This is a genomic window from Nonomuraea aurantiaca, assembly GCF_020215705.1.
GTDB lineage: Bacteria > Actinomycetota > Actinomycetes > Streptosporangiales > Streptosporangiaceae > Nonomuraea > Nonomuraea aurantiaca.
Genome location: NZ_JAIWNB010000002.1, coordinates 158,867 through 180,709 on the forward strand (window position 1 = coordinate 158,867; position 21,843 = coordinate 180,709).

Below are 21,843 nucleotides of genomic sequence, written 5' to 3' on the forward strand. Positions count from 1 at the left end.
CCGATCCGCGCGGGACGCTGCGCAGCGCCGACGCAGCACGACGTTCCGTGTGCCCGCCTCTGCCGAATGGCATAGCCACACCGCCTGAACGGCGTCGAGGTCCGCCGAAGGACAGATGGTCCGCGGCAACCTCAGCCAGCACGCTGGTCACATGACAACAACAACCCCGCGGTCCCTGATCTCGCGCTGGCCCGCGTGGGCGGGCTACGCGGCGGCCCTGTGGTCTCTGAGTTATGGCCTGCTCGGCGTGGCCTGGGCCCTTGGCGCACCCGGCTTCCCCTGGGGTACTTCCGACCCCGACCTGGACGGAGCGCTGTCCATCCTCGCCGACGCCACTCCGCGCCCCGGCGGCTGGTGGATCGCCGCATTCGGCCTGCTCAGCACAGTCGTCGCACTGACGCTCGCCCGTACCGGCCGAAGCGACCGAGTCGGACCGATCCGCCACGCGCAGACGGCGACCCACGGACGTGGTCTGGCCTCTCTCACGCCCTTGCTTCTGGCCTGGCTCATGGCGGTCTTGCTGATCATCGTGATCCCCGACTCCCGCCTCATGATGGGCGTGGCCTACAGCCCGGTGCTGGCCGTCGCGCCGCTCTTCGACCTGAACGTGAACGGCACCACCTTGGCCGATGCCTGGCCGTGGCCGGTGGTCAACCAGCTCGTGTGCGTGCTGGGCGGAGTGCTGCTGGCCGCCGCGGCGCTCGCCTATCAGCGGCGTCGCCGTGAGGCCTGCCGTACGTGTGGGCGTACCGGCCAGGACGGCTGGACCGCGCCCGAGGCGGCGGCTCGGTGGGGGCGCCGGGCCGTCTACATCGCCGCCACGGTGCCGCTGGTCTACTGTGCGACCCGGTGGTGCTGGGCGCTCGGTGTCCCGCTGGGGGTGAGCAAGGAGTTCCTCGTCGAGGGCGCACGCGATGCTCCCGGCATCTGGCTGGCCGGTGCCTACCTCGCCACCTTCGGCGCCGGCGGCGGCGTGCTCACTCTCGGGCTGGCGCAGCGCTGGGGCGAGGTCTTCCCGCGCTGGATCCTCGGCCTGAGGGGCAGGCGAGTGCCGCCGCTGCTCGCCATCATCCCGGCGACGCTGGTCGCGATCATCGTCACAGTGGCCGGCATGACGTACATCCGCGGGGCGATCGCGGGCCGGTTCTCCATGGCGGAGTGGGGCGCCTGGCTGCCGGAGACGCTCTGGCCGCTCTGGGGAGGAGCGCTGGCCGCCGCGGCCCTCGCCTACCACCTGCGCCGCCGCGGCCAGTGCCGCCACTGCGGCCAAGGCGCCGGCCGCCGCCCGTCACCTCAGCTGGTGTGACCGCTAATCGTGAGCGGGGCGGGTGTAGGCGGGGTGGCGAGCGATGGTGCCGGGTTGCCGCGTCGTCGCGTTTTCGGTGAGAGCCGCTTGCCGTGGCGTCGCGCTGCCGGTCAGAGCCGCCACAAGCCGATCTCGTACGGCGCTCAGCTCGGCGATCCGCTGCTCCAGGGCCGCGACCTTCCTGCTCACCGCTTCCACACTGGGCGGGCAGGCCGGTCCCAGCGACACCTCGCCGTCGTCCAGGCAGGGCAGGAAGCCGCGTACGTCCTGGGCGGTGAAGCCGTTCGACAACAGGAGCTGAATGTTGCGGACCTTGGCCACCGCGCCGCCGTCGTAATGCCGGTAGCCGTTGACGGCCCGTTCCGGCTCAAGCAGGCCCTGCTGCTCGTAATAGCGCAGGGCCCGGACGGTGACGCCGCTCGCTCGCGCCAGCTCCCCGATCAGCACCGTCGCAGTTTATGCCTTATACCCCCGCTCCCACGGAGAGGCCGCCGTCCACGCGAACCACCGTGCCGGTGAGGTACCCGGCCTCGGGCCGCGTCACGTTCACGATCCACCAGGCGATCTCACCGGGCTGGGCGATGCGACCGAGCGGGATGCGTCCCACGAGTCCCGCGCCCGAGGCAGCGATCTGCTCCTGGGTGAATCCGGCGTGCGCCAGCACGGGTGTGGCGGTGATGCCGGGCGCCACGGACACGACCCGAACACCCTTGGGTGCGAGCTCGACCGCCCAGGTGGCCGTCAGGAAGTCGAGCGCGACCTTGGTGGATCCGTAGACGGAGTTGTCCGGCCAGCCGTACGAGGGCGGGTTGGAGGACACATTCACGATCGTCCCCTTCGCGGCGGCCAGGTGCGGCAGGGCGGCCTGGGCCAGGAAGAGGGGAGCGAGGAGGTTCGTGGCGATCTGCTCTTCGGCGGTACCGCGATCGATCGTCCCGAGCGCGGCGGGCCGGGTGATCGCGGCATTGTTGACCAGGACGTCGATCCGGCCCAGCCGCTCCACCGCCGCCTCGGCGATGCGCTCGGGCCCATCGGCTGCCGCGCCGTCCGCGACGAACGTACTGATCGAGGGGTACGCGGCAGCGGTCTCCTCCAGGCGCGCGGCGGTGCGACCGACGACGAGCACTCGCGCGCCTTCGGCGGCGAACTGGTGAGCCGTGGCGCGGCCAATCCCCGTGCCGCCTCCGGTGATGACCACGCCCTTGCCTGCCAGGCCGTCCATGAGTGTCCTCTCTGTCCGCAGGTGAGTGACCGCGACGCTAAAGGCTGACCCGGGGGTCAAGGTCAAAATGGCGACTCCGTCTTGGAGTTACGACGCGGCGGTCGGGGAAGCCAGTACGACGCGGCGGCTGGGAAAAGCCCCCAGACGGAACGCTGCGGCGGACGCGCGTCTCGGGGCCTTCTCCTCCCTGGGGGGCAAGGGAGGTTTGCACCCCACGGCAGGTAGAGGCACCGTCGTACCGACCGTGGGGATGTCTAACGAGGGAGCGCCCACACGACGCGTTCGCCGACCGGGCTGCGGTGGGTATCCCACTGGCCGTTGGTGAGGGCGTCCACGACCAGGAGTCCGCGCCCTCCCGTCTCGGTTGGTCGAGGCCGGCGCGCGTGTGGAGTTTCGCCGGAGTTTCCGGGGTCGGTGATGGTCAATCGCCAAAAGCCCGATTGGGGGATCAGGTGCATCCGGACCCATAGGGCGTTCGCGTGAATGATGGCGTTAGTGAGCAGTTCTGAGGCTATTTCCTGAAGGTCGGGAAGAGCGGGATGGTCCGGGCCCATCCATTCCGCGAGTTCTCGGCGGGCCAGCGAGGGAATCCGGTGGGCTTCCACCTCGCCCGTCGTCCATACCTTGACACCTGCGTACGGGGGGTCTGACACAGCTGCTCGCATGGCCACCTCGGAACGTACAAACTCACCTGTGCATGTGCGGTTACAAGTCCAAAGCCATGGCTCTAGGCAAAGGGAATGTCTCCCGTAACGCCCCTCCAAATCCTTCGCAGAGCATGGTTGACTTGTGTGTGCGGATGTGTGGCGAGAGCGAAAGGGTGCGATATCGCGGAAGAGGTGAATAGCAGGACCAAGGCCGCTGTAGATGAATACCGACTACGAATGCTGAGTATCGGACGGCGAAGAACCTTACGCACGCAAGACTCGCGACGCTGCTGCCCTGTAGCGAGAGCCTGATCGGCTCGGTGGAGCGGGGGACTCGCCTACCCACAGAGCAATTCACACGGCAGCTTGAAAGGGCGCTGGGGTTGGGTGGAGAGCTGCTTGAGCTGCTACCCGGCATCCGGTCTGTAAGCCCGAAGTGGTTCCGTAAATGGCCCGCGATAGAAGAAGCCGCACAGACCATTCGCACCTATGAGCTCGGGCTGATCCCTGGTCTTCTCCAAACCGAGGCATACGCTAGAGCCGTGTTCATGGGAGAACCGGGAGCCGTCCCAGGGGAGGTGGAGAAGGCAGTCAAGGCGAGGCTTCGACGACAGGCCATCATCCATAGGCCGAACCCTCCTGCGCTGTCGTTCATCCTTGATGAGAGCGCCATCCTTCGCCGGATCGGTGGCCGCGAGGCGATGCGAGAACAGCTAGGAAAACTGCTTGCTCTGATGGACCGTTCATGCATTACCGTGCGAATTGTCCCCCTGTCATCGGGCAGCACGGCGGGCCTCATCGGCTCGTTTGTGATCGCACAGGATGACGACACCTACGCGGCGTTCCTGGAGAACACCGAGAACGGAGAGGTCACCCACCAGGCCGACATGCTCCGGAAGCTGAACCAGCGCTGGGAGCTACTGTCCGGCCTGGCACAGGCTACATATGTAAGCAGGGAGATCATACAAAGGGTGGTGGAGTCATGATCGACGAGGAATTGTCCGGAGCCACATGGCGGAAGGCCACAGCCAGCGGAGGAACGGGCGGCAACTGCGTGGAGGTTGCCCCGCTCAGCGGTGGGCGCGTGGGAGTGCGGCACAGCCAGCATCCGGACGGGCCTGTCCTGGTCTACACAAAGGCTGAATGGGACGCCTTCCGGGATGGGATGTCCAAGGGAGAGTTCGACTTCTAGCCAGACCGCCAGGGCTTGCCCGGCTGGTTGGGCGAAGTTAGGCGACTAGAGGCGGCGTCTCAAAAGGCCACGACGCGTGCCCCGGTGGGCGGCGATCGTCCACCCCTACGGTCGGCCGGCGATCGCGCGCGTGTCCAGCGCGTCTGTCCATTCGCTCGTCCGGCAGCTCCTACCCCCAGCGGTCGCTGCTGATTCGCGCCCTGGGGCATGGAGCCGATGACTCTCCTGACGTGCGCCTGCACGACGCTCAGCAGGGAGACGTGTTCGACGGGGCGTCATGTCCGCCCAGCAGTGGCCAGGCAAGTCACAACAAGATCAACACTGTTTGGGCTTGGTACTGACACCTTTCTTGCCGGTACCCCATGGCCGATGCCCTAGACGGCAATCCCACGCTATGCGAATATGTGTTCGATTTGCGAAGATCGTCAGTGGGAGCGGGTCCCGTAGTCATGCCGGGGTGCTCGACTCTCCTCTTCTCCTCCAGAACGGAGTGCCTGTGCGCCCATCAACCTCTGCCCATGCTCCTCTGTCCCGCCGATTAGTCGCCTGGGCCGGGACCCTGCTCCTGACGGCGGCCCTGCTCGCCACTCAGGCGCCCACCGCCGCCACCGCCGCGACCGCCGCCACTGCCGCGACCGCCGCGACCGTCACCGACCTCGGCGTCGCCGGCAAGGGCGGAGACGTGGTGGCGCGCAGCGGCAAGGTCTTCGTCGCCGCCGGTGACCAGATCGTGGTCGCGTCCATCGACGGCAAGGTCATCAACACGATCTCCGGCCTGTCCGGTGCCGTCGCCCTGGCCTCGCCGGAGACCGGCAGGAAGGTGTACGCGGCGCTGCGGGATTCGCATGAAGTGATCGAGATCGACACCACCACGCTGGCCATCACCAAGCGCATCGACCTCACCGCGTACCCGTGCCCGTCGAGCCTGGCGCAGTCGTACGACCGGCTGTGGATCGGATTCGGTTGCGGCGAAGCGGGAGAGGGAGGCGTTCTCGGTCTCATTCCGGCGGCAGCGACACCCACCCCCGTCCGGGTCGGACCGGCCACGACCCAGGCTCCGCTGGTCGCCGTCGCCGGGAACACGCTGGTGGCCGGGGAGCCGGGAGTCAGCCCCGCCACAGTCAAGGTGTACGACATCGACACCACGCCCGCCACTTCGCGCGGCGAGATCCGCGCAGGCGCGGACGGGCTGCCGGCCCTGCGGGATCTCGCACTCGCCGATTACGGGTCGGCGGCGCTGTCGGCGTTGGACGATACCCGCCAGTTCGACGCCTGGGACACGACAGCCCTGACTCAGGGCCGCGCCTACGACAGCAGCGGATTCGGCGAGCACGGCCTCCCCACCGCTGTCGGGGCCAGCCCGAACGGCGCCTACGTCGTGGGCGGCTGGAACTCCTCCGCGGGCGACGCGGCGGAGCTCGTGGTGTACGACGCGACCACCGCGGAGGTCATCTACACAGCCGCCGCCCAGGGGAAGGCGGTGGTGGCGGGCAGCATCGAGTTCTACGGCACACTCACCTTCGCGGTTTTGAAAGAGCCCGGCACCGGGCGGATGCACCTCTGGCGGCTGCCGCCCTCGCCCTACCACTCCTCCACGCTGACCTTGACGGCTCCCTCCAAGGTGACCGCGCTCAAGCAGTCGACCTTCAGCGGACGACTCACGCTGAGCAGCGGACTGCCCCCCGGCGTACAGGCGCTCGAACTGTACCGCTGGCTCCCCGACGGCACTTCCAGGCCGTTCCAGGAGATCACCACGGCGGCGGACGGGACCTACCAATTCACCGACGCCCCGCCGTCCCTCGGGGCGTTCAAGTATCAGGTGTACTGGCCGGGCAACTCATGGTTCTGGGGTAGCGGCTCCTCGGTGACCGTCACAGTGTCCCGGTACGAGCCGACGCTCACCGTGACCGGACCGGCGACGGGCAACGTCGGCGAGCGACTCGAGTTCAGCGGCACCGTCGGTGCCGACGGCATCACCTTCCCGGGGGAGATCATCACCGTCTCGCGTAAGGTCGTCAGCCCGGATGGCAGCGTCACCTCGAAGCACCTGGTGAAGTTGACCACCGCCGCCGACGGGTCGTTCAGCTTCTCGGATACGCCGACCAGGGCCGGGGAACACACGTACACCCTCCTGTTGTTCGGCAGCTCGACCATGGAGTCAGCCAGGACCACCCAGGTGGTCACCGTCCTCCAGCCGCCCGCGTAGCATCCCGACGCCCGGGTGACGGCGACCCGCCTCGCCGTCTCCCGGCCGGCCGGGTGCAGCAGTCCAGGTCGATCGTTCCCACGGTGGCGAATGGATCGCATGACGGTGGAGCCGTCGCAGGTCGGGCTGTCGCCCCAGGCCGATGGGCCGCTGCCGTTGGCGAGCAGGAAGAAGGCGTGATTGCCGACGCCGGAGGAGCGGTGCACGGCCAGGTTGCCGACGGTGGGTGACCAGCAGTCGGCGGACACGCCGCCTCTAGCCGGGCGTCATGGTCTGAGTGCCGATGGCGGCGAGCAGGGCGAGTTTGGTCTCCGATTCGCTGCCCGGCTGCGCGGTGTAGATGACTATCCGCAGGTCGCCGTGCTGGCTGGCGAGGATGTCGCAGTCCAGGTCGATCCTGCCCACCTCGGGGTGGTCGATGCTCTTGGTGGCCTGGTGGTGGTCGGAGACCAGATGGGCGTCCCACTGCGCTCGGAAGGAGTCGCTGTGGTCGCGGAGCTTCTGGACGAACGCGCGTAGCCGCGGGTCGTCGGGATAGCGCGCCGCGGTCCGCCGGAGGTCCGCGACCATCGAGCGCTCGAAGGCCGCCCACTCGGCGGGTGTCATGATGATCCGGTGCGGCTGGCCGGTGTAAGCCTGCCAGAGCACATGGCGGTCCTGCTCGTCGAGGGCCGATGGGTCGCCGATCAGCGCCGCCCAGGGCCGGTTCCAGAGGATGAGCGTCCACATCGCGTCGTACACGGCGATCGGGTGATCATCGAGCCGGTTCAGCAGCCTCCGTACGCTCGCCGGGACCAACTGGCCGATCCGCCCGCTGCCGACCGCATGGCCGGCCAGCAGGAAGAGATGGGTCTGTTCGGCGTCGTCCAGTTGCAGCGCCCGGGCCAGCGCGGCGCACACCTGCGCCGACGGTGTCGAGGCGCGGCCCTGCTCCAGGCGCACGATGTAGTCGGCCGACACGCCCGCCAGCATCGCGAGCTCCTCGCGCCGCAGGCCCCGCGTGCGCCGTTGTCCGTTGGCGGGCAGGCCCGCCTGCGCGGGGGGCAGCCGCTCGCGCCAGACCCGCAGGATCGTCGCCAGTTCGCCGTTGCCACTCACTCTCTCATCGTCGCACCATCTGCCCGGCCCGTGCCTGGTACGGGTGTTCCCAGGAAGACCCTTCGCTGGCACGACCTGCGACGACAGTGTGAGGCTGGAGTCATGACAACGACAGTGATCACCGGGGCGAACAAGGGCCTCGGCTTCGAGACCGCCCGCCAGCTCGTCGCAGCGGGCCATACCGTCTACATCGGCGCACGCAACGCGGACAACGCCCGGCGGGCCGCGAAGGAGCTGGGCGCGCTGCCGCTGCTCATCGACGTCACCGACGAGGCGTCGGTCCAGGCGGCCGCGGAACTCGTGGACAAGGAGCAGGGCGGCCTGGACGTCCTGGTCAACAATGCGGGGATCGCCGGTGGCGCGCCTCCGGCGAGCGAGTTCACCGGGGCGGACCTGGAGACCGTCCTGAACACCAATGTCGTGGGCGTCGTCCGGGTGACCCACGCGTTCCTGCCGCTGCTGCTGCGCGGCGGGCATGGAGTCGTGGTCAACGTCGGCAGCGGCCTCGGTTCGTTCTCCCGGGTTCACGACCCCGAGCGCATCGAGTCCAAGGTGCCCGCCTTGGCCTACACCGCCTCCAAGGCCGCGCTCGCCATGCTGACCGTCCAGTACGCGAGGCTCTGCCCCGAGCTGCGGGTCAACGTGGTCGATCCCGGCTACACCGCCACCGATCTCAACGGCTTCAGCGGGACCCAGACCGTCGAGGAGGGTGCGGCCCCGATCGTCCGAGCCGCGCTGCTCGGCGCCGACGGGCCCACCGGGGCGTTCTTCGACCCCGCCGGAGTGGCACCCTGGTAAGGCGACGCCGCGAAAGGCCTTCCTAGCGCTGTTGCGCGAGCCACTCGTCGAAGGTGGTCGGCGCGATGCGGGCGCCCTCGCCGGGCAGGAGCGCGTTGCCGGCCGCCGCCGGGCCGAATATCGCCGACCACGTGGGCACGAGCTTCACCGTACGGCCGCGCGCCTCGTTGGTGCGCCGGGCCATGTCCACCAGGTCCTGTGGGTCGGGACCGGCGACGTCGACATAACGTCCCCGCGGCTCGCCCACCGCGATCTCGGTGAGGATGTCGGCCACGTCCGCGGGCGCGATCGGCTGTACGAGCAGCGGCGGGATCGTCGCGACACCGTCCTGCTCGGTCCAGCTCGTCAGCAGCGCGGCGAAGTCGTGGAACTGCGTGGCCGGGACGATCGTCCACGGCACCGCTCCCGCGGACACGAGGCGCTCCTGTTCCCGCTTGCCGGCGTAGTGGGCGTTGCCCTCGAGGCGATCGATCCCGACGATCGAGAGCAGCACATGGTGACGGACGCCGGCGCGCTCCTCGGCGGAGAGCAGATTTCGCGTGGCGGTGCCGAAGTAGGCCACCGTCTCGGCCTCGTCGGTCGCCGGTCCGTTGGTGGCGTCGATGACCGCCTCGACGCCGGCCAGCGCGTCGTCGAGGCCGTCGCCGGTCACCAGGTCCACGCCCAGCGAGCGGCTGATCCGCACGACCTCGTGCCCGCCGCGTTCGAGGGCGGCGACGGTGAGGGCCCCGATGTTCCCGGTCGCACCGGCGATCGCGATCCGCATGATGATCTCTCTTTCTCTGGCTGACCCGCGAGACGCTATCACGGACTAAACAGGTCCATAATATCTGCGATAGGCTGGGAGTCGTGAAGCTGCCGGTGAGCACTGAATGGGTTCTGCACTGCGCCACGACGCTGGCGCAGCTCGACGCGGGAGCCAGTGCGTCGGCGGCACAACTCGCGCAGTACTACGACCTTCCGGCGGCCTATCTCACCAAGCAGCTGAAGGCGCTTGTCAGGGCCGGTCTGCTGGCCGCGACCACGGGGCCGCGGGGCGGGTTCCGGCTCGCGCAGCCCCCTTCCGAGATTACGCTCCTGCGGATCGTCGAGGCCGTCGACGGCACGTCCCCTCCGTACGAGTGCCGGGAGATCCGCCAACGAGGACGGGGCGCGCTGCCTGCCGAGGACTGCCGCCGCACCTGCGTCCTCGCCGAGAAGATGGCCGACGCGCACGAGGCATGGCGAGGCAGCCTTGCCGGGGTCACCCTCGCCGACATCCTCGCCGCACTGCCCCCTTCGGCGCCGGCCCGCACCCGGCTGCTCCTGGCGGGGACGGCGTAGGCCGCCCCGCAGGACGGCGAGCTGGCGCAGTCGGGGTACTGGCGAGCTCAACAATCTCAAAGCGCAGGTGAAGGGTTAGACGATCCTGCCCGAAGCGGCGTGCAAACTCCCTAGCAGCGCGTCCCTGGAGGCCACTGCGGCCTCCTCGGCTGTCGTGATCGCCGCGAGGATGGCGGCGGCCAAGCCCGTCGCGTCCAGTCGCCTCCTGCTCCGCGGGGAGATCTCCAACCGGGTGATGGTGCCGAGCGCGTCGGTGACGGCCACAATCCCACCCTCGTCGGCCACGCCGGCGAACTCGGCGGCGCTCCACTCCTCCACCCTCGCCTCCGCCTGCTCGGCGGCGGCGATCAACGCCGCCAGCCGCGCCTGCGCCTCCTCCATGCCCTCCATCGCTCACTCTCCTCGCAGCACGTTGCGGATGTGGCCGTCGAGCGGGTCGGCGGCGCCCTCTGTGCCCGCGGTGTCAGGCGCTTGTCCCGTCAGATCCTGGACGACCTGAGTCAGCCGCTCCCCCATCGCGAGGTGGGCCGCGGCGATCGCCTCACAAACGGCCTGGGCGAGCTGGACGTGGTCCAGGCCGCGCAGGCCGCGCGGGTCGATGGACAACCCGCGCAGGCGGCCGGTGCCGGACACCTCGGCGCGGACGACCTCGGACGGGTCGGCGCCCGCCAGCCGTTCCTCCTCCAACTCGCCCAGCGCCCCGGCCAGGGTGCGCGCCCAGCCGTCCGTCTCGCGCAGCAGTCCGTCGACATCGTCCTGCCGACCCCCGGCGAACGCCTCGACATGCCTCATGAGGCTTCCTTCGACATGGGAACCCAGTAGTTTTCCAGCTGGGCGGGGTCCGAGATCGCAGGCGTGAGGTGGAGATCGCGTGCCCCCAGCGCCGGGTTGCCGGACCGGTAGAAGGCGCCCCTCAGATCGTTGAGCTTGAGTTCGAGCTTGTTGAGGGTGCCCTCGTAGGAGTTGTACACGTCGGCGAACTGCTTGACCAGATTTCCTGCCGCGCTCATGAACAGGCCCACCTGGGTCATCAGGGCGACCCTCCCCACCGGGTGTGCGCTCATGGCGGCGACGGTGCGCAGTATGGGGGCCGAAGTGGCGTAGAGCCCGAACACCGACAGGTCGTACTCCAGTACCTCTTTGTACTGGCCGTGCATGGCGCCGCTCATCTCGTCAGTGATCTTGCCAAGCTGGCCGTACAAGCCGTTGACGTTAAATCGGACGTACTGCTGGAGCGTATCCCTCGCTTGGCCCTTCCAGTTGGGGGAGATGTCGTCAAAAAAGGCACGCCACAAGTCGGACCGGCTGCCTTCCAGCAGTCCGGCCATGCTCTTCCACTGCTCACGCCGATCGTAGAACAGGAACGGGTTGCCCAGGTTGAGGGTGGCCGCCACGTCCAGCGCGAGCGCGGCGACGCCGAGCCCCGAAACAGCCATCGCGGCCCTGTTGGACTGGCGCAGCGGATTCAGCTCCGTGATCAGCCGCTTGTAGAAGCCGGGGTCGGTGCGCGGCTTGGGAGCGACTGTGACGGTCCGCTGTACGGTGCCGCCGGCGTTGGAGACGTAGAGCTGCTGATTGGCCACAGGGGTGGTGCTGCCCGGCACGATCAGCTTCGGCGGTTCTCCAGACGGAGTCGACATCGCGAATCTCTCCTCACTCGGCGGTGCTGGCCCGCGCGGCGGCGACGTAGTTGTCTGCGGCTTTGTCAATCTTGCCGCTGTCGGTGCGCAGCACTTCGGAGAGGATGCCCGCGCTGTCCCGCCAGGTGTCGGCGATGGTGTTCAACCGGTTGACGAACATCAGCCCGACAATGGGCACTCCGGCCATGGGAGCCAGATTCCAGCCCTCGAAGCGAGGAGTCCACTGCTTGACGGTGTCCACGCCGGTGGCCGAGTCGTCCATGGTGCTGGCGAACTTCCGCACGTACCCCGCGTCGGTCTCGTAGCCTTTCGCGGGGCTGTCGGTGTCCTCGGGCAGTGGCGCGGACTTGGCCAGTGAGGCCTGCACCGGCTGCGCGCGTAGCCGCGACGGGAGGCACAGGGGCGGCGGGCACGCGGGGATGTGCGGGCACGGGCTTACCAGCGACGGCGAGGGGCCGGGCGTCCCGAACGCCGGCGAGCCCGTGGAGGCGGTCGGCGAAGGGTTACTGGGCGGTTGACTGGCCATGGATAAAGGTTTATCGGACGACACGGGACATTTTTACCACGATCATGGTAAATGACCGCGCGAACCCCCGTTTCCGCAGGGTGGGGGGTTTCTGTCGGTAGTGATCTCTATGGCCCCTGCCATGACGAGCTGGGACGAGATACGCGGACCAGTTGACCAGGCTCGTCCCCGGCCAGCCAGGAAAACCAGGTGCGGCGACCGGCGGGCCGGGAGTAGAAACGGCGTCATGGACGAGCAGCCCCTGCCGGGTGGCAGGCATGTCGGCGGAGTGCGCATCGGTGAGACCGTCCATCGGCCCGCCAACCCGTGGACGCGCACCGTCCACACCGTGCTGGCCCATCTGGAGGCGGCCGGGTTCGAGGGGGCGCCGCGGGTGCTCGGGTTCGACGAGCGGGGGCGCGAGGTGCTGACCTACCTCCAGGGCGACACGATCGGGGAGCAGGTTCCCTGGCCCGCGTGGCCCTGGTCGGACAGCGCGCTCAAGCAGGTCGGGGCCTGGATGCGGCGGCTGCACGACGCTACGGCGACGTTCGTGCCCGAGCCGGACGCGGTCTGGTTCACCGGGCGTCCCTGGCGGCCGGGGCTGGTCATCGGGCACCACGACGCCTCGCCTTACAACGCGGTCTGGCAGGAGGACGACCTGGTCGGGTTCGTCGACTGGGACACCGCCGGGCCGTCCTCGCGGGAGCGCGATCTGGCCTACAGCGCGTTGACGTGGGTTCCGCTGCACGCCCGGCGCGTCGTCACCGAGCAAGGGTTCACGGCGTTCGAGGACCGGTCCCGGCGGCTGCACCTGCTGCTCGACGCCTACGGCTACGAGGGGGACCGTACGGCGTTCCGCTCCGAGGTGGTCGACCGGGCGCGGATGAACGCCGAGGTCATCCGCCGGCTCGCCGAAGGCGGTGAGCCGGTCTACCAGGCGCTCCTGCCGTTCGCCGCGAACCTCGAACAGGCCGTGGTCGAGATCGAGGCGCTGCCGGAGAGCTTCTGGAAGCGCGGCTGAGGCCCGTCCGCCGGGAGACGTGACCTTTTTGTGATCTCACGGGCGTGACATCTCCGGAAAATAGGAGATAATGAATACGAAGTCCAGCAGAGGGCTTCGTCTCGTTGTTATCGAGGCGTGTCTCTGTCTGGGCTTTTGTCTTTGGACGGGACCGCCTGCAGTAGATATGAGGAGCAGGAATGACCGTCCAGCAGGCTCACGCTCAGCCTAAGGCACTCGTGCTCGACGAGATGACCGCCGAACAACTCCTGGTCGAAATGGTCAAGCCGGAGACCTCCGAGCTCGACAAGGTACGGATCCGCGAGCGTCTCGTGGCAATGCACGAGTGGCTGGCCAACGACATCACCCGCCGCTACCGCTACCGCGGCGAGCCCATCGAAGACCTGCGCCAGGCCGCCTACGTCGGCCTCATGAAGGCCATCAACGGCTTCGACGCCGAGCTCGGCCACGACTTCCGGGGCTACGCGGTCGTCACCATGACCGGCGAGGTCAAGCGCCACTTCCGGGACCGTACCTGGGCCATCCGGGTGCCGCGCGTCTACCAGGAGCGCCGCTCCGAGCTCAACAAGCTCGTCTCGGACCTCAGCCAGACCCTCGGCCGCTCCCCGACGGTCGCCGAGCTGGCCGAGAAGATGAAGATCTCCCAGGAGGACGTGCTGCTCACGATGGACGCCTCGGCGGCCTACAGCACGCTCTCGCTCGACGCCCCGACGGGTGTCGACGACGACTCCGCCTCCCTCGGTGACGTCATCCCCGAACACGACGAATCCCTCGACTCCCTGGTCGACAAGCACGCCGTCAAGCCGCTCATCGACGCGCTGCCCGTGCGGGAGAAGAAGATCCTGCTGCTGCGCTTCTACGGCAACATGACGCAGGCCGAGATCGCCGCGGAGTTCGGGATCTCGCAGATGCACGTCTCGCGCATCCTGCGCAAGGTCCTCGACGACCTGCGCAAGGGCCTGTCGGACTGAGGTCCCGGACACGGCTCCGGCCGGCGCCACGCCGGCCGGAGCCGCGTCATTCCAGGCGTCATCGCACGCGTCACCGCTACGGCCGGGCTGAGGCCCGGCCGTAGCGGCGTCACTGCAACTCGACACCGATCAGGCACGTGTCGTCGTCGGTGTCGGAGTTGCAGTGCGTCAGCAGGTGGTCCAGCCGCAGGTCGAGGGTACGAGCCGGCTGCCCGGCGATGACGAGCAGGTGGCTCTGGGCATGCTGCAGGGCCCGGTCCCGGCGTTCGATGAGCCCGTCCGTGTACATCATCAGGGTGTCGCCGGCTTCGAGCTGCAGCTGCCCCTCCTCGTACGACGCCTCCGACACCGCGCCGAGCAGCAGCCCCTGCACCATCGGTAGCTCCGCCGCGCTCGCCCCCCGGACCAGGAGCGGCGGCAGGTGCCCGGCGCGGGCCCAGCGCAGGACCTTGCTCCGCGGGTCGTACAGGCCGCAGATCGCGGTCGCGGTCACGCTGTCGGTGAGGTGGTGGGCGACGAGGTTGAGCCAGGTCAGCAGCTGGCCGGGTCCGGCGCCGGTCGCGGCCAGGCCGCGCAGGGCGTTGCGCAGCACGACCATGCCGGTGGCCGCCTGGATGCCGTGTCCGGCCACGTCGCCCACGGACAGGAGCACCTGCTTGGACGGCAGCACGACGGCGTCGTACCAGTCGCCGCCGACCAGGTGCTCCTCCTCGGCGGGGCGGTAGCGGACGGCGATCCGCAGCCCGAAGGCGTCCGTCGTCTCGTGCGTCGACGGCATGATGGCCCGCTGCAGCTGCAGGGCCAGGCGGTTGCTCTCGGCGGTCTGCTGCTCGCTGTGGGCGAGCTGGTCGCGGGTCGCGGCGAGCGCCACCTCGGTCCAGTGCTGGGATGAGATGTCCTGATAAGCGCCGCGGACGGCCAGCAGCCGGTCGTCGGCCCCGAAAACCGGCTCCGCCACCACGCGGATGTGCCGGGCGATCCCGTCGGGCCGCTGGAGCCGGAAGGCCGTCGAAGCCGAGCGCCGATGGTGCAGCACGGTGCGCAGGAACCGGCCGATGCCGGTCTCGTCGTCGGGATGGGCGTGCTCGCGCAGCCGTTCGAGGGGTATCGGCTCGTCGGCGGGAGACAGGCCGTACAGGTCGAAGAGCTGGTCGTTCCAGGTGACCTCGCCGGTGAGCGCGTTCTCCTCGAAGCCGCCGATGCGGCCCAGGCGCTGGGCGTGCTGCAGGATGCCGGCCAGCCGCGCCCCTTCGTCGTGCGGCCGCCAGATGAGCAGCACGCAGTCGCCGTGGCGGGTGGCGCTGACGCCGGCCTCGGTGTTCAGCCGCACCTGGTCCACCAGCGTGGCGAGGGACATGCGCTCGGTACGGAACGGCTCGCCGGTCGCGCGCACGTGCTCGACCTTGGCGAACAGGCCGCCGTCCTCGGCCGCCAGCGGGTACGCCTCCAGCAGCAGGGCCCCGGTGACCCGGTGGCGCGGGCGGCCGGCCGGGTCGGCGAACAGGCCGTTGGTGTGCACGATGCGGAAGTCGGTCAGTCTGCCACCGCTGTCGAGATGCGGACAGAGCACCAGGGCGGGATCGTGCAGCCCGTCGGCCAGGTTGACGAGCTCGGAGAAGCCTGGGTCGGGCGATGCGGGCCCGGCCGGCCCGACCGGCGGGAACACGTCCAGAGTATGGGCGCACAGATCCGCCAGGGCCTCGATCTGCCGCTCTATCTGCGGCGGTTGCGGCTCCAGGTCGTGCGGCCAGCCGATCTCCAGGACGCCCAGGATGCGGCCGCCCGTGCCGGCGGGCACCGACACCCGCCCGCCTTCGGCCGCCTGCCGGTGCCCGACGGTGGGCAGGCCGGCCTCACGCAAAGCCGGGAACCAGACGGTCCGGCGCTCCGTGAGAGCCTGGCGAGCCGGGGTGGCCACGCCGGGAGGGACGTACCGCCACCGCATGGCCTCTTCGGCGCTGAGCCCCGCGTAGCCGGCCAGGCTGAGCGAGGCGTCGGGACCGGCGGCCCACACCGCGACCGTCGTCGCGCCGAGCGGCGCCAGCGCGTGCTCCAGGAGCGACTCGGCGACCGCCTGGGTGTCGGTCGCGCCGAGCGCGCCGCTCTCGGCGGCGCGCAGCCGCAGGGAGACGGAGGGGCGAGCACGGTCGTGGTCCGTCGTTGCCGAGCGCAGGAACTCACCGGCCGTCTCGCTGATGCGATCCTGCGCCGCCTGGTCGATGATGACCGAGGCCAGCTCCAGCTGCGACATCCCGGCCTGCTCGGCGAGCGTGGTGAGCTGGCGGGCGGCGTGGGCCGGGCCGCAGCGCAGCCGCTCGACCAGGACGCCCTTGGCCAGCTCGATCAGCGCGCGCCCGTCGGCGGCCAGGTGGGCGTCCTGGATCTCCTTGCGCAGCCGTTCGATCGTGGCGGCCAGCCGGCCTACGTTCGCGTCATCGGCCGACGCCTCCGCATAGGTGCCGGAGGCGTCGCCGGCCTGCTGTGCTGGTTGCAACGTGGGACTCCTGGATATGGACACGAGCTTGCCCGGGGGACTGCGCTAGGAACTCATCCAGCGCTGGATCACCTCGATGAGATGGTCGGAGTCGACCGGCTTGGTGACGTAGTCGCTCGCTCCCGCCGCGAGCGACTTCTCCTGGTCGCCCGGCATGGCCTTGGCGGTCACCGCGATGATGGGCAGGGTGGCGTACTGGGGCATCGCCCGGATCGCCTCCGTGGCGGCATAACCATCCATCTCCGGCATCATCACATCCATCAGGATGAGGTCGGTCTCCGGGTGGGTGATGAGCGTGTCGATGCCCTTGCGGCCGTTCTCCGCGTGCAGCACGTTCATGCCGTGGATCTCCAGCATGCTGGTGAGCGCGAACAGGTTCCTGGCGTCGTCGTCGACCACCAGCACCGTACGCCCGGCCAGCGTGTCGTCCACCTCGCGCCCGGCGGGCACGCCCACGTTGGCCGGCCGGACCAGGGGGAGCACGTCGCTCGGCTGGTCGGCGGTCAGGTGCAGGGCGATGCGCTCGCGCAGCTCGTCGAGGCTGGAGAGCAGCTCCAGCGGCCGGTTGCTGGCGCGGGCCTGGAGGGTCGCCTCCTGCTGCGGGTTGGTGCGCCAGTTGTTGTAGGCCAGGACCGGCACCTGTTGGAGCGCCGGGTCGCCGTCCATGGCCTCCAGCAGGCCGTACGCCGCCATGTCGGGCATGTCGATGTCGAGGACGATGCAGTGGCACGGTTCGGCGGCGAGCGTGGCGGCGGCCTCCTCCGGGCCCGCGGCGGTGACCACCTCGACGGTCCCGTTGAGGTGGGCCAGGTCGCGGGTGTTGGCCAGGTCGGTCACGACGCTCTCGGCGACCAGGGAGAGCAGCCCGCGCTGCCGCTCCTCAATGATCAGGAGCCGCCGTTGCTGCGGCACCACGGGCGCGGCGGGCAGGCTCTGCCTGGCGGCGGACGGCAGCGGCTTGGACTCGGGGGCGGAGTAGTCCTCGAAGTCGGGGCGCGCGATCGGCAGGTAGAGCGTGAAGACGCTGCCCTGTCCCGGGGTGCTCTGCGCGGTGATGCCGCCGCCGAGCAGGTAGGCGATCTCGCGGCTGATCGACAGGCCCAGCCCGGTGCCGCCGTACTTGCGGCTGGTGGTGCCGTCGGCCTGCTGGAACGCGCCGAAGATCACCTCCAGCTGCTGCTCGGGGATGCCGATGCCGGTGTCGATGACCCGCAGGGCCACGGCCGCGCCGTGCGGGCGCGCCGGAATGGGCAGCTCGGCCGGGCTGGCCGGCTCGATCCGTAGCTCGACGCTGCCCGTCTCGGTGAACTTGACCGCGTTGGAGAGCAGGTTGCGCAGCACCTGGCGCAGCCGCGAGTCGTCGGTGAGCAGCTCGGTCGGCACGCCCGGAGCGGTGGTGATCAGGAAGTCCAGGCTCTTCTGCGTGGTCATCGGCCGGAAGGTGGCCTCGACGTAGTCGAGCAGCTGGCGCAGCGACACGCGTTCGGGGTTGATGTCCATCTTGCCGGCCTCGACCTTGGACAGGTCGAGGATGTCGTTGATCAGCTGCAGCAGGTCCGAACCGGCCGAATGGATGATGCCCGCGTATTCGACCTGCTTGGCCGTGAGGTTACGGGTGTGGTTCTGGGAGAGCAGCTGGGCCAGGATGAGCAGGGAGTTGAGTGGGGTGCGCAGCTCGTGGCTCATGTTGGCCAGGAACTCACTCTTGTACTTGGAGGCCAGCGAGAGCTGCTGGGCCCGCTCCTCCAGCTCCTGCCTGGCCTGCTCGATCTCCAGGTTCTTGGTCTCGATGTCGCGGTTCTGGGTGGCCAGCAGCGTCGCCTTCTCCTCCAGCTCCGCGTTGGAGCGCTGCAGCTCCTCCTGCTGGCTCTGCAGCTCGGCCGAGCGGGTCTGCAGCTCGACGGTGAGCCGCTGCGACTCCACGAGCAGCTCGTCGGTGCGGGCATTGGCGACGATGGTGTTGAGGTTGACGCCGATGGTCTCCATCAGCTGGTCGAGGAAGGCGCGGTGGACCGGGGTGAAGGCGTAGACCGAGGCCAGCTCGATGACGCCGAGCACCTGCTCCTCGGCCACGATCGGCAGCACGATCACCGAGACGGGGGCCGTCCGGCCGAGCCCGGAGGAGACGGTGATGTAGTCGGCCGGGATGTCGGTCATGGCGATGGTCTTGTGGGTGCGCGCCGCCTGGCCGACCAGCGCCTCGCCGATGCGGAACCGGATCGGCCGCTCGGGGTCGGCGGCGAAGCCGTACGCGCTGATGAGCTGCAGCTCGGTCTCCTCGGCCAGGAAGAAGGCGCCGTACTGGGCCGAGACCAGGGGTGCCAGCTCGTCCATCACCAGCACGGCGACCGTGGCCAGGTCGCGATGCCCCTGCATCAGCCCGGACATGCGGGCCAGGTTGGACTTGAGCCAGTCCTGCTCCTCGTTGGCCCGGGTGGTCTCGCGCAGCGACTCCACCATCGAGTTGATGTTGTCCTTGAGGTCGGCGAGCTCTCCCTCCGCGTCCACGGTGATGGAGCGCGTCAGGTCGCCCGAGGTGACCGCGCTGGTCACCGCGGCGATGGCGCGGACCTGGCGGGTGAGGTTGCCGGCCAGCTCGTTGACGTTCTCCGTCAGCCGCTTCCAGGTGCCGGAGACCCCTTCGACCTCGGCCTGGCCGCCCAGCCGCCCTTCGCTGCCGACCTCGCGGGCCACCCTGGTGACCTCCGCGGCGAAGGAGGACAGCTGGTCGACCATCGTGTTGATGGTGGTCTTGAGCTCCAGGATCTCGCCGCGCGCGTCGACGTCGATCTTGCGCGTCAGGTCGCCCCGGGCCACCGCCGTGGTCACCTGGGCGATGCTGCGTACCTGGTTGGTCAGGTTGTCGGCCATCGAGTTGACGTTGTCGGTGAGGTTCTTCCAGGTGCCCGCCACGTTCGGCACCCGGGCCTGGCCGCCGAGCTGGCCTTCGGTGCCGACCTCGCGGGCGACCCGCGTGACCTCGTCGGCGAAGGCGGAGAGGGTGTCGACCATCGTGTTGATGGTCTCGGCGAGCGCGGCGACCTCGCCCTTGGCCTCGACGGTGATCTTCTGCGACAGGTCGCCCTTGGCCACCGCGGTGGCGACCTGGGCGATGCTGCGTACCTGGCTGGTCAGGTTGGAGGCCATGACGTTGACGTTGTCGGTCAGGTCCTTCCAGGTGCCCGACACGCCGCGCACCGTGCCCTGGCCGCCCAGGTTGCCCTCGGTGCCGACCTCGCGGGCGACCCTGGTGACCTCGTCGGCGAACGCGGAGAGCTGGTCGACCATCGTGTTGATGGTCTCCTTCAGCTCCAGGATCTCGCCTCGGGCGTCCACCCGGATCTTCTGCGACAGGTCGCCCTTCGCCACCGCCGTGGTGACCTCGGCGATGCTGCGGACCTGGGCGGTGAGGTTGTCGGCCATGACGTTGACCGACTCCGTGAGGTCCTTCCAGGTGCCGGAGACGCCCTTGACGTCGGCCTGCCCGCCGAGCCGCCCGTCGGTGCCGACCTCGCGGGCGACCCTGGTGACCTCGTCGGCGAAGGAGGACAGCTGGTCGACCATCGTGTTGAGGGTGTTCTTGAGCTCCAGGATCTCGCCTCGGGCGGCGACGGTGATCTTCTGCGACAGGTCGCCCCGGGCCACGGCGGTGGCCACCTGCGAGATGTTGCGGACCTGGGCGGTGAGGTTGCCGGCCATGAAGTTCACCGAGTCGGTCAGGTCCCGCCAGGTGCCCGCCACGCCCTTGACGTCGGCCTGGCCGCCCAGCTCGCCCTCGGTGCCGACCTCGCGGGCCACCCTGGTGACCTCGTCGGCGAAGGAGGACAGCTGGTCGACCATCGTGTTGACGGTGTTCTTCAGCTCCAGGATCTCGCCTCGGGCGGCGACGGTGATCTTCTGCGACAGGTCGCCCCGGGCCACGGCCGTGGTCACCTGGGCGATGCTGCGTACCTGGTCGGTGAGGTTGCCGGCCATGGCGTTGACGGACTCCGTGAGGTCCTTCCAGGTGCCGGACACGGCCGGCACCTCGGCCTGCCCGCCTAGCCGCCCCTCGGTGCCGACCTCGCGGGAGACGCGGGTCACCTCGGAGGTGAACAGCGAGAGCTGGTCGACCATCCCGTTGAAGACAGAGGCGATCTCCCCGAGCAGCCCGTCGGCGTCGTCCGGAAGCCGGGTGCCGAAGTCGCCGTCGCGGACTGCGGTCAGGCCGGCCAGCAACTGCCGGAGCTCTGGTTCGCCGACTTCGCCGACGTCACGGGTCCGCTTGGGACGGCCGGACGAACGTGAGGCCCCCGCTGCGTCACTCATGTTCACCCCTGGTAAAGATCCTGCAGTTGTCAAAGCTTCACCAGGAGAATAGTCAAGAGTGCGAGCTCATCGTGCAGATCGCCGAGTGTCGGTCAAGCAACTGTCTGAAAGCCTTGATAGAAGGTCAGGATTTGCGGCCGACCGCGCCATATTGCGAGACTTCCTGGCCGCGATATTGGGTGGTCGGCTCGGGGTGCCACTTCGGCAGCGACACCATGCCCGGCTCCACCAGTTCCATCCCCTTGTAGAACTCCATGAGCTGTTCGGTCGTGCGGATCGTGATGGGCGTGGCGCCGCTGTCGTTCCAGATGGCCGCCGCGCGGTCCATGGCCGGGCTGCGTACGCTGGAGGCGACGGTCAGGTAGCTGCCCGAAGGCAGCGCCCGCATCAGCTCGGCGACGACCGTGTACGCCTGCTCGTCGTCCGGCACGAACTCCACCACGCCCAGCAGCATCAGGCCCACCGGCCGCGTGAAGTCCAGCGCCTCGGCGTGTTCCAGGATAGTCGCCGGGTCGCGCAGGTCGGCGTCGATGTACGTGGTCAGGCCCTCGTCGGTGCCGCGCAGCAGGGCGCGGGCGTGGGCCAGGACGATCGGGTCGTTGTCGACGTACACGATGCGCGCGTCGGGCGCGGCGGCCTGGGCCACCTCGTGGGTGTTGTCGGCCGACGGGATGCCGGTGCCGATGTCGAGGAACTGGCGCACCCCCGCCTCCACCACCAGATGCCGCACCACGCGGGCCAGGAACTCCCGCTCGGCGCGGGCGATGACGGCCAGCTCCGGCATGACCTCGAGGATCTGCTCGCCCGTCTCGCGGTCGGCGGCGTAGTGGTCCTTGCCGCCCAGCCAGTAGTCGAAGACACGGGCCGGATGGGCCACTGAGGTGTCTATGCGGCTGAGCTGTTCCATTACGTCGTCGTTCGCGTCCTCGGTCATCAGAGGTCCCCAGGTCGTCGCGGTAGAGGAGGGATCTTTCCGGGCTCAGCCTAGGGGTCATTCCTCCGGCAAATCGCAAGAATCACGACATGTGATCATTTGAATACTTGACATGGATCAAAGGGCACCTGGAAACTCTCCTGCACCACTGGACAGATGGTTCGGTAAACGTTTA

The 21,843-nt window shown here is 69.1% G+C and carries 20 protein-coding genes; 8 read left to right on the top strand and 12 right to left on the bottom strand.

Going from position 1 to position 21,843, the window contains the following annotated elements:
• Positions 1-151 precede the first annotated feature (151 nt).
• Complete coding sequence (locus LDL49_RS06485; protein ID WP_225290002.1) at positions 152-1,306, top strand: hypothetical protein; 1,155 nt, start codon at positions 152-154, stop codon at positions 1,304-1,306.
• Between the two features lie 3 nt (positions 1,307-1,309).
• Here the strand turns inward: LDL49_RS06485 and LDL49_RS06490 are convergent, their stop codons facing one another.
• The 3 genes from LDL49_RS06490 to LDL49_RS59080 form a co-directional block, all read right to left on the bottom strand.
• Positions 1,310-1,753: a MerR family transcriptional regulator gene (locus LDL49_RS06490; protein ID WP_225290003.1), complete on the bottom strand. Its 444-nt coding sequence runs from the start codon at positions 1,751-1,753 to the stop codon at positions 1,310-1,312.
• A gap of 16 nt (positions 1,754-1,769) precedes the next feature.
• A complete protein-coding gene (locus LDL49_RS06495; RefSeq protein ID WP_225290004.1) occupies positions 1,770-2,528 on the bottom strand; it encodes an SDR family NAD(P)-dependent oxidoreductase in 759 nt (252 codons plus the stop codon).
• A gap of 254 nt (positions 2,529-2,782) precedes the next feature.
• A complete protein-coding gene (locus LDL49_RS59080; RefSeq protein WP_372470344.1) occupies positions 2,783-3,193 on the bottom strand; it encodes an ATP-binding protein in 411 nt (136 codons plus the stop codon).
• Positions 3,194-3,399: 206 nt separating this feature from the next.
• Between LDL49_RS59080 and LDL49_RS06500 the strand changes: the two genes are divergently transcribed.
• The 3 genes from LDL49_RS06500 to LDL49_RS06510 all read left to right on the top strand — a co-directional run bounded on the left by LDL49_RS06500 (position 3,400) and on the right by LDL49_RS06510 (position 6,573).
• Positions 3,400-4,161, top strand: a complete 762-nt coding sequence (locus LDL49_RS06500) for a helix-turn-helix domain-containing protein (protein WP_225290590.1) — start codon at positions 3,400-3,402, stop codon at positions 4,159-4,161.
• A complete protein-coding gene (locus LDL49_RS06505) occupies positions 4,158-4,367 on the top strand; it encodes a DUF397 domain-containing protein (RefSeq protein ID WP_225290005.1) in 210 nt (69 codons plus the stop codon). The genes LDL49_RS06500 and LDL49_RS06505 overlap by 4 nt, the downstream gene beginning before the upstream one ends.
• Before the next feature lie 496 nt (positions 4,368-4,863).
• Entirely contained in the window at positions 4,864-6,573 is a 1,710-nt protein-coding gene (locus LDL49_RS06510; RefSeq protein ID WP_225290006.1) for a YncE family protein, read from the top strand.
• A gap of 255 nt (positions 6,574-6,828) precedes the next feature.
• Here the strand turns inward: LDL49_RS06510 and LDL49_RS06515 are convergent, their stop codons facing one another.
• Positions 6,829-7,671: a helix-turn-helix transcriptional regulator gene (locus LDL49_RS06515; RefSeq protein WP_225290007.1), complete on the bottom strand. Its 843-nt coding sequence runs from the start codon at positions 7,669-7,671 to the stop codon at positions 6,829-6,831.
• A gap of 102 nt (positions 7,672-7,773) precedes the next feature.
• Here LDL49_RS06515 and LDL49_RS06520 point away from each other — a divergent pair, with 102 nt between their 5' ends.
• Positions 7,774-8,469 carry an SDR family NAD(P)-dependent oxidoreductase gene (locus tag LDL49_RS06520; RefSeq protein ID WP_225290008.1) on the top strand — a complete coding sequence of 232 codons (696 nt, stop codon included), beginning with the start codon at positions 7,774-7,776 and terminating at the stop codon, positions 8,467-8,469.
• Positions 8,470-8,491: 22 nt separating this feature from the next.
• Here LDL49_RS06520 and LDL49_RS06525 read toward each other — a convergent pair whose 3' ends face one another.
• Positions 8,492-9,235 (bottom strand): SDR family oxidoreductase, encoded by a 744-nt coding sequence (locus LDL49_RS06525; RefSeq protein ID WP_225290009.1) that lies wholly within the window; start codon positions 9,233-9,235, stop codon positions 8,492-8,494.
• An 83-nt stretch (positions 9,236-9,318) separates the two neighbouring features.
• On the opposite strand from LDL49_RS06525, the gene LDL49_RS06530 reads away from it, so the two are divergent.
• On the top strand, positions 9,319-9,792 hold the full coding sequence (locus LDL49_RS06530; protein ID WP_225290010.1) for an RrF2 family transcriptional regulator: 474 nt from the start codon (positions 9,319-9,321) through the stop codon (positions 9,790-9,792).
• 75 nt (positions 9,793-9,867) lie between these two features.
• Here the strand turns inward: LDL49_RS06530 and LDL49_RS06535 are convergent, their stop codons facing one another.
• Genes LDL49_RS06535 through LDL49_RS06550 form a run of 4 tightly spaced genes read right to left on the bottom strand, consistent with a single transcriptional unit; the run spans position 9,868 to position 11,958 of the window.
• Positions 9,868-10,182, bottom strand: coding sequence for a YbaB/EbfC family nucleoid-associated protein (locus tag LDL49_RS06535; protein ID WP_225290011.1), 315 nt, complete (start codon positions 10,180-10,182; stop codon positions 9,868-9,870).
• Positions 10,183-10,185: 3 nt separating this feature from the next.
• Positions 10,186-10,584, bottom strand: a complete 399-nt coding sequence (locus tag LDL49_RS06540; RefSeq protein ID WP_225290012.1) for a YbaB/EbfC family nucleoid-associated protein — start codon at positions 10,582-10,584, stop codon at positions 10,186-10,188.
• Entirely contained in the window at positions 10,581-11,396 is an 816-nt protein-coding gene (locus LDL49_RS06545; RefSeq protein ID WP_225290013.1) for a hypothetical protein, read from the bottom strand. The genes LDL49_RS06540 and LDL49_RS06545 overlap by 4 nt, the downstream gene beginning before the upstream one ends.
• 49 nt (positions 11,397-11,445) lie before the next feature.
• Positions 11,446-11,958, bottom strand: coding sequence for a hypothetical protein (locus LDL49_RS06550; protein WP_225290014.1), 513 nt, complete (start codon positions 11,956-11,958; stop codon positions 11,446-11,448).
• 226 nt (positions 11,959-12,184) lie between these two features.
• Between LDL49_RS06550 and LDL49_RS06555 the strand changes: the two genes are divergently transcribed.
• Together LDL49_RS06555 and LDL49_RS06560 are read left to right on the top strand one after the other, a co-directional pair.
• A complete protein-coding gene (locus LDL49_RS06555) occupies positions 12,185-12,961 on the top strand; it encodes a phosphotransferase (RefSeq protein WP_225290015.1) in 777 nt (258 codons plus the stop codon).
• Between the two features lie 179 nt (positions 12,962-13,140).
• Positions 13,141-13,932, top strand: coding sequence for a SigB/SigF/SigG family RNA polymerase sigma factor (locus LDL49_RS06560; RefSeq protein WP_225290016.1), 792 nt, complete (start codon positions 13,141-13,143; stop codon positions 13,930-13,932).
• A 109-nt stretch (positions 13,933-14,041) separates the two neighbouring features.
• Here the strand turns inward: LDL49_RS06560 and LDL49_RS06565 are convergent, their stop codons facing one another.
• The 3 genes from LDL49_RS06565 to LDL49_RS06575 all read right to left on the bottom strand — a co-directional run bounded on the left by LDL49_RS06565 (position 14,042) and on the right by LDL49_RS06575 (position 21,668).
• Entirely contained in the window at positions 14,042-16,426 is a 2,385-nt protein-coding gene (locus tag LDL49_RS06565; protein WP_225290017.1) for a SpoIIE family protein phosphatase, read from the bottom strand.
• A 45-nt stretch (positions 16,427-16,471) separates the two neighbouring features.
• On the bottom strand, positions 16,472-20,734 hold the full coding sequence (locus tag LDL49_RS06570) for a HAMP domain-containing protein (RefSeq protein WP_225290018.1): 4,263 nt from the start codon (positions 20,732-20,734) through the stop codon (positions 16,472-16,474).
• 124 nt (positions 20,735-20,858) lie between these two features.
• The gene (locus LDL49_RS06575; RefSeq protein WP_225290019.1) at positions 20,859-21,668 is read right to left on the bottom strand and encodes an SAM-dependent methyltransferase; all 810 of its coding nucleotides are present in this window, start codon (positions 21,666-21,668) and stop codon (positions 20,859-20,861) included.
• Positions 21,669-21,843: the final 175 nt, after the last annotated feature.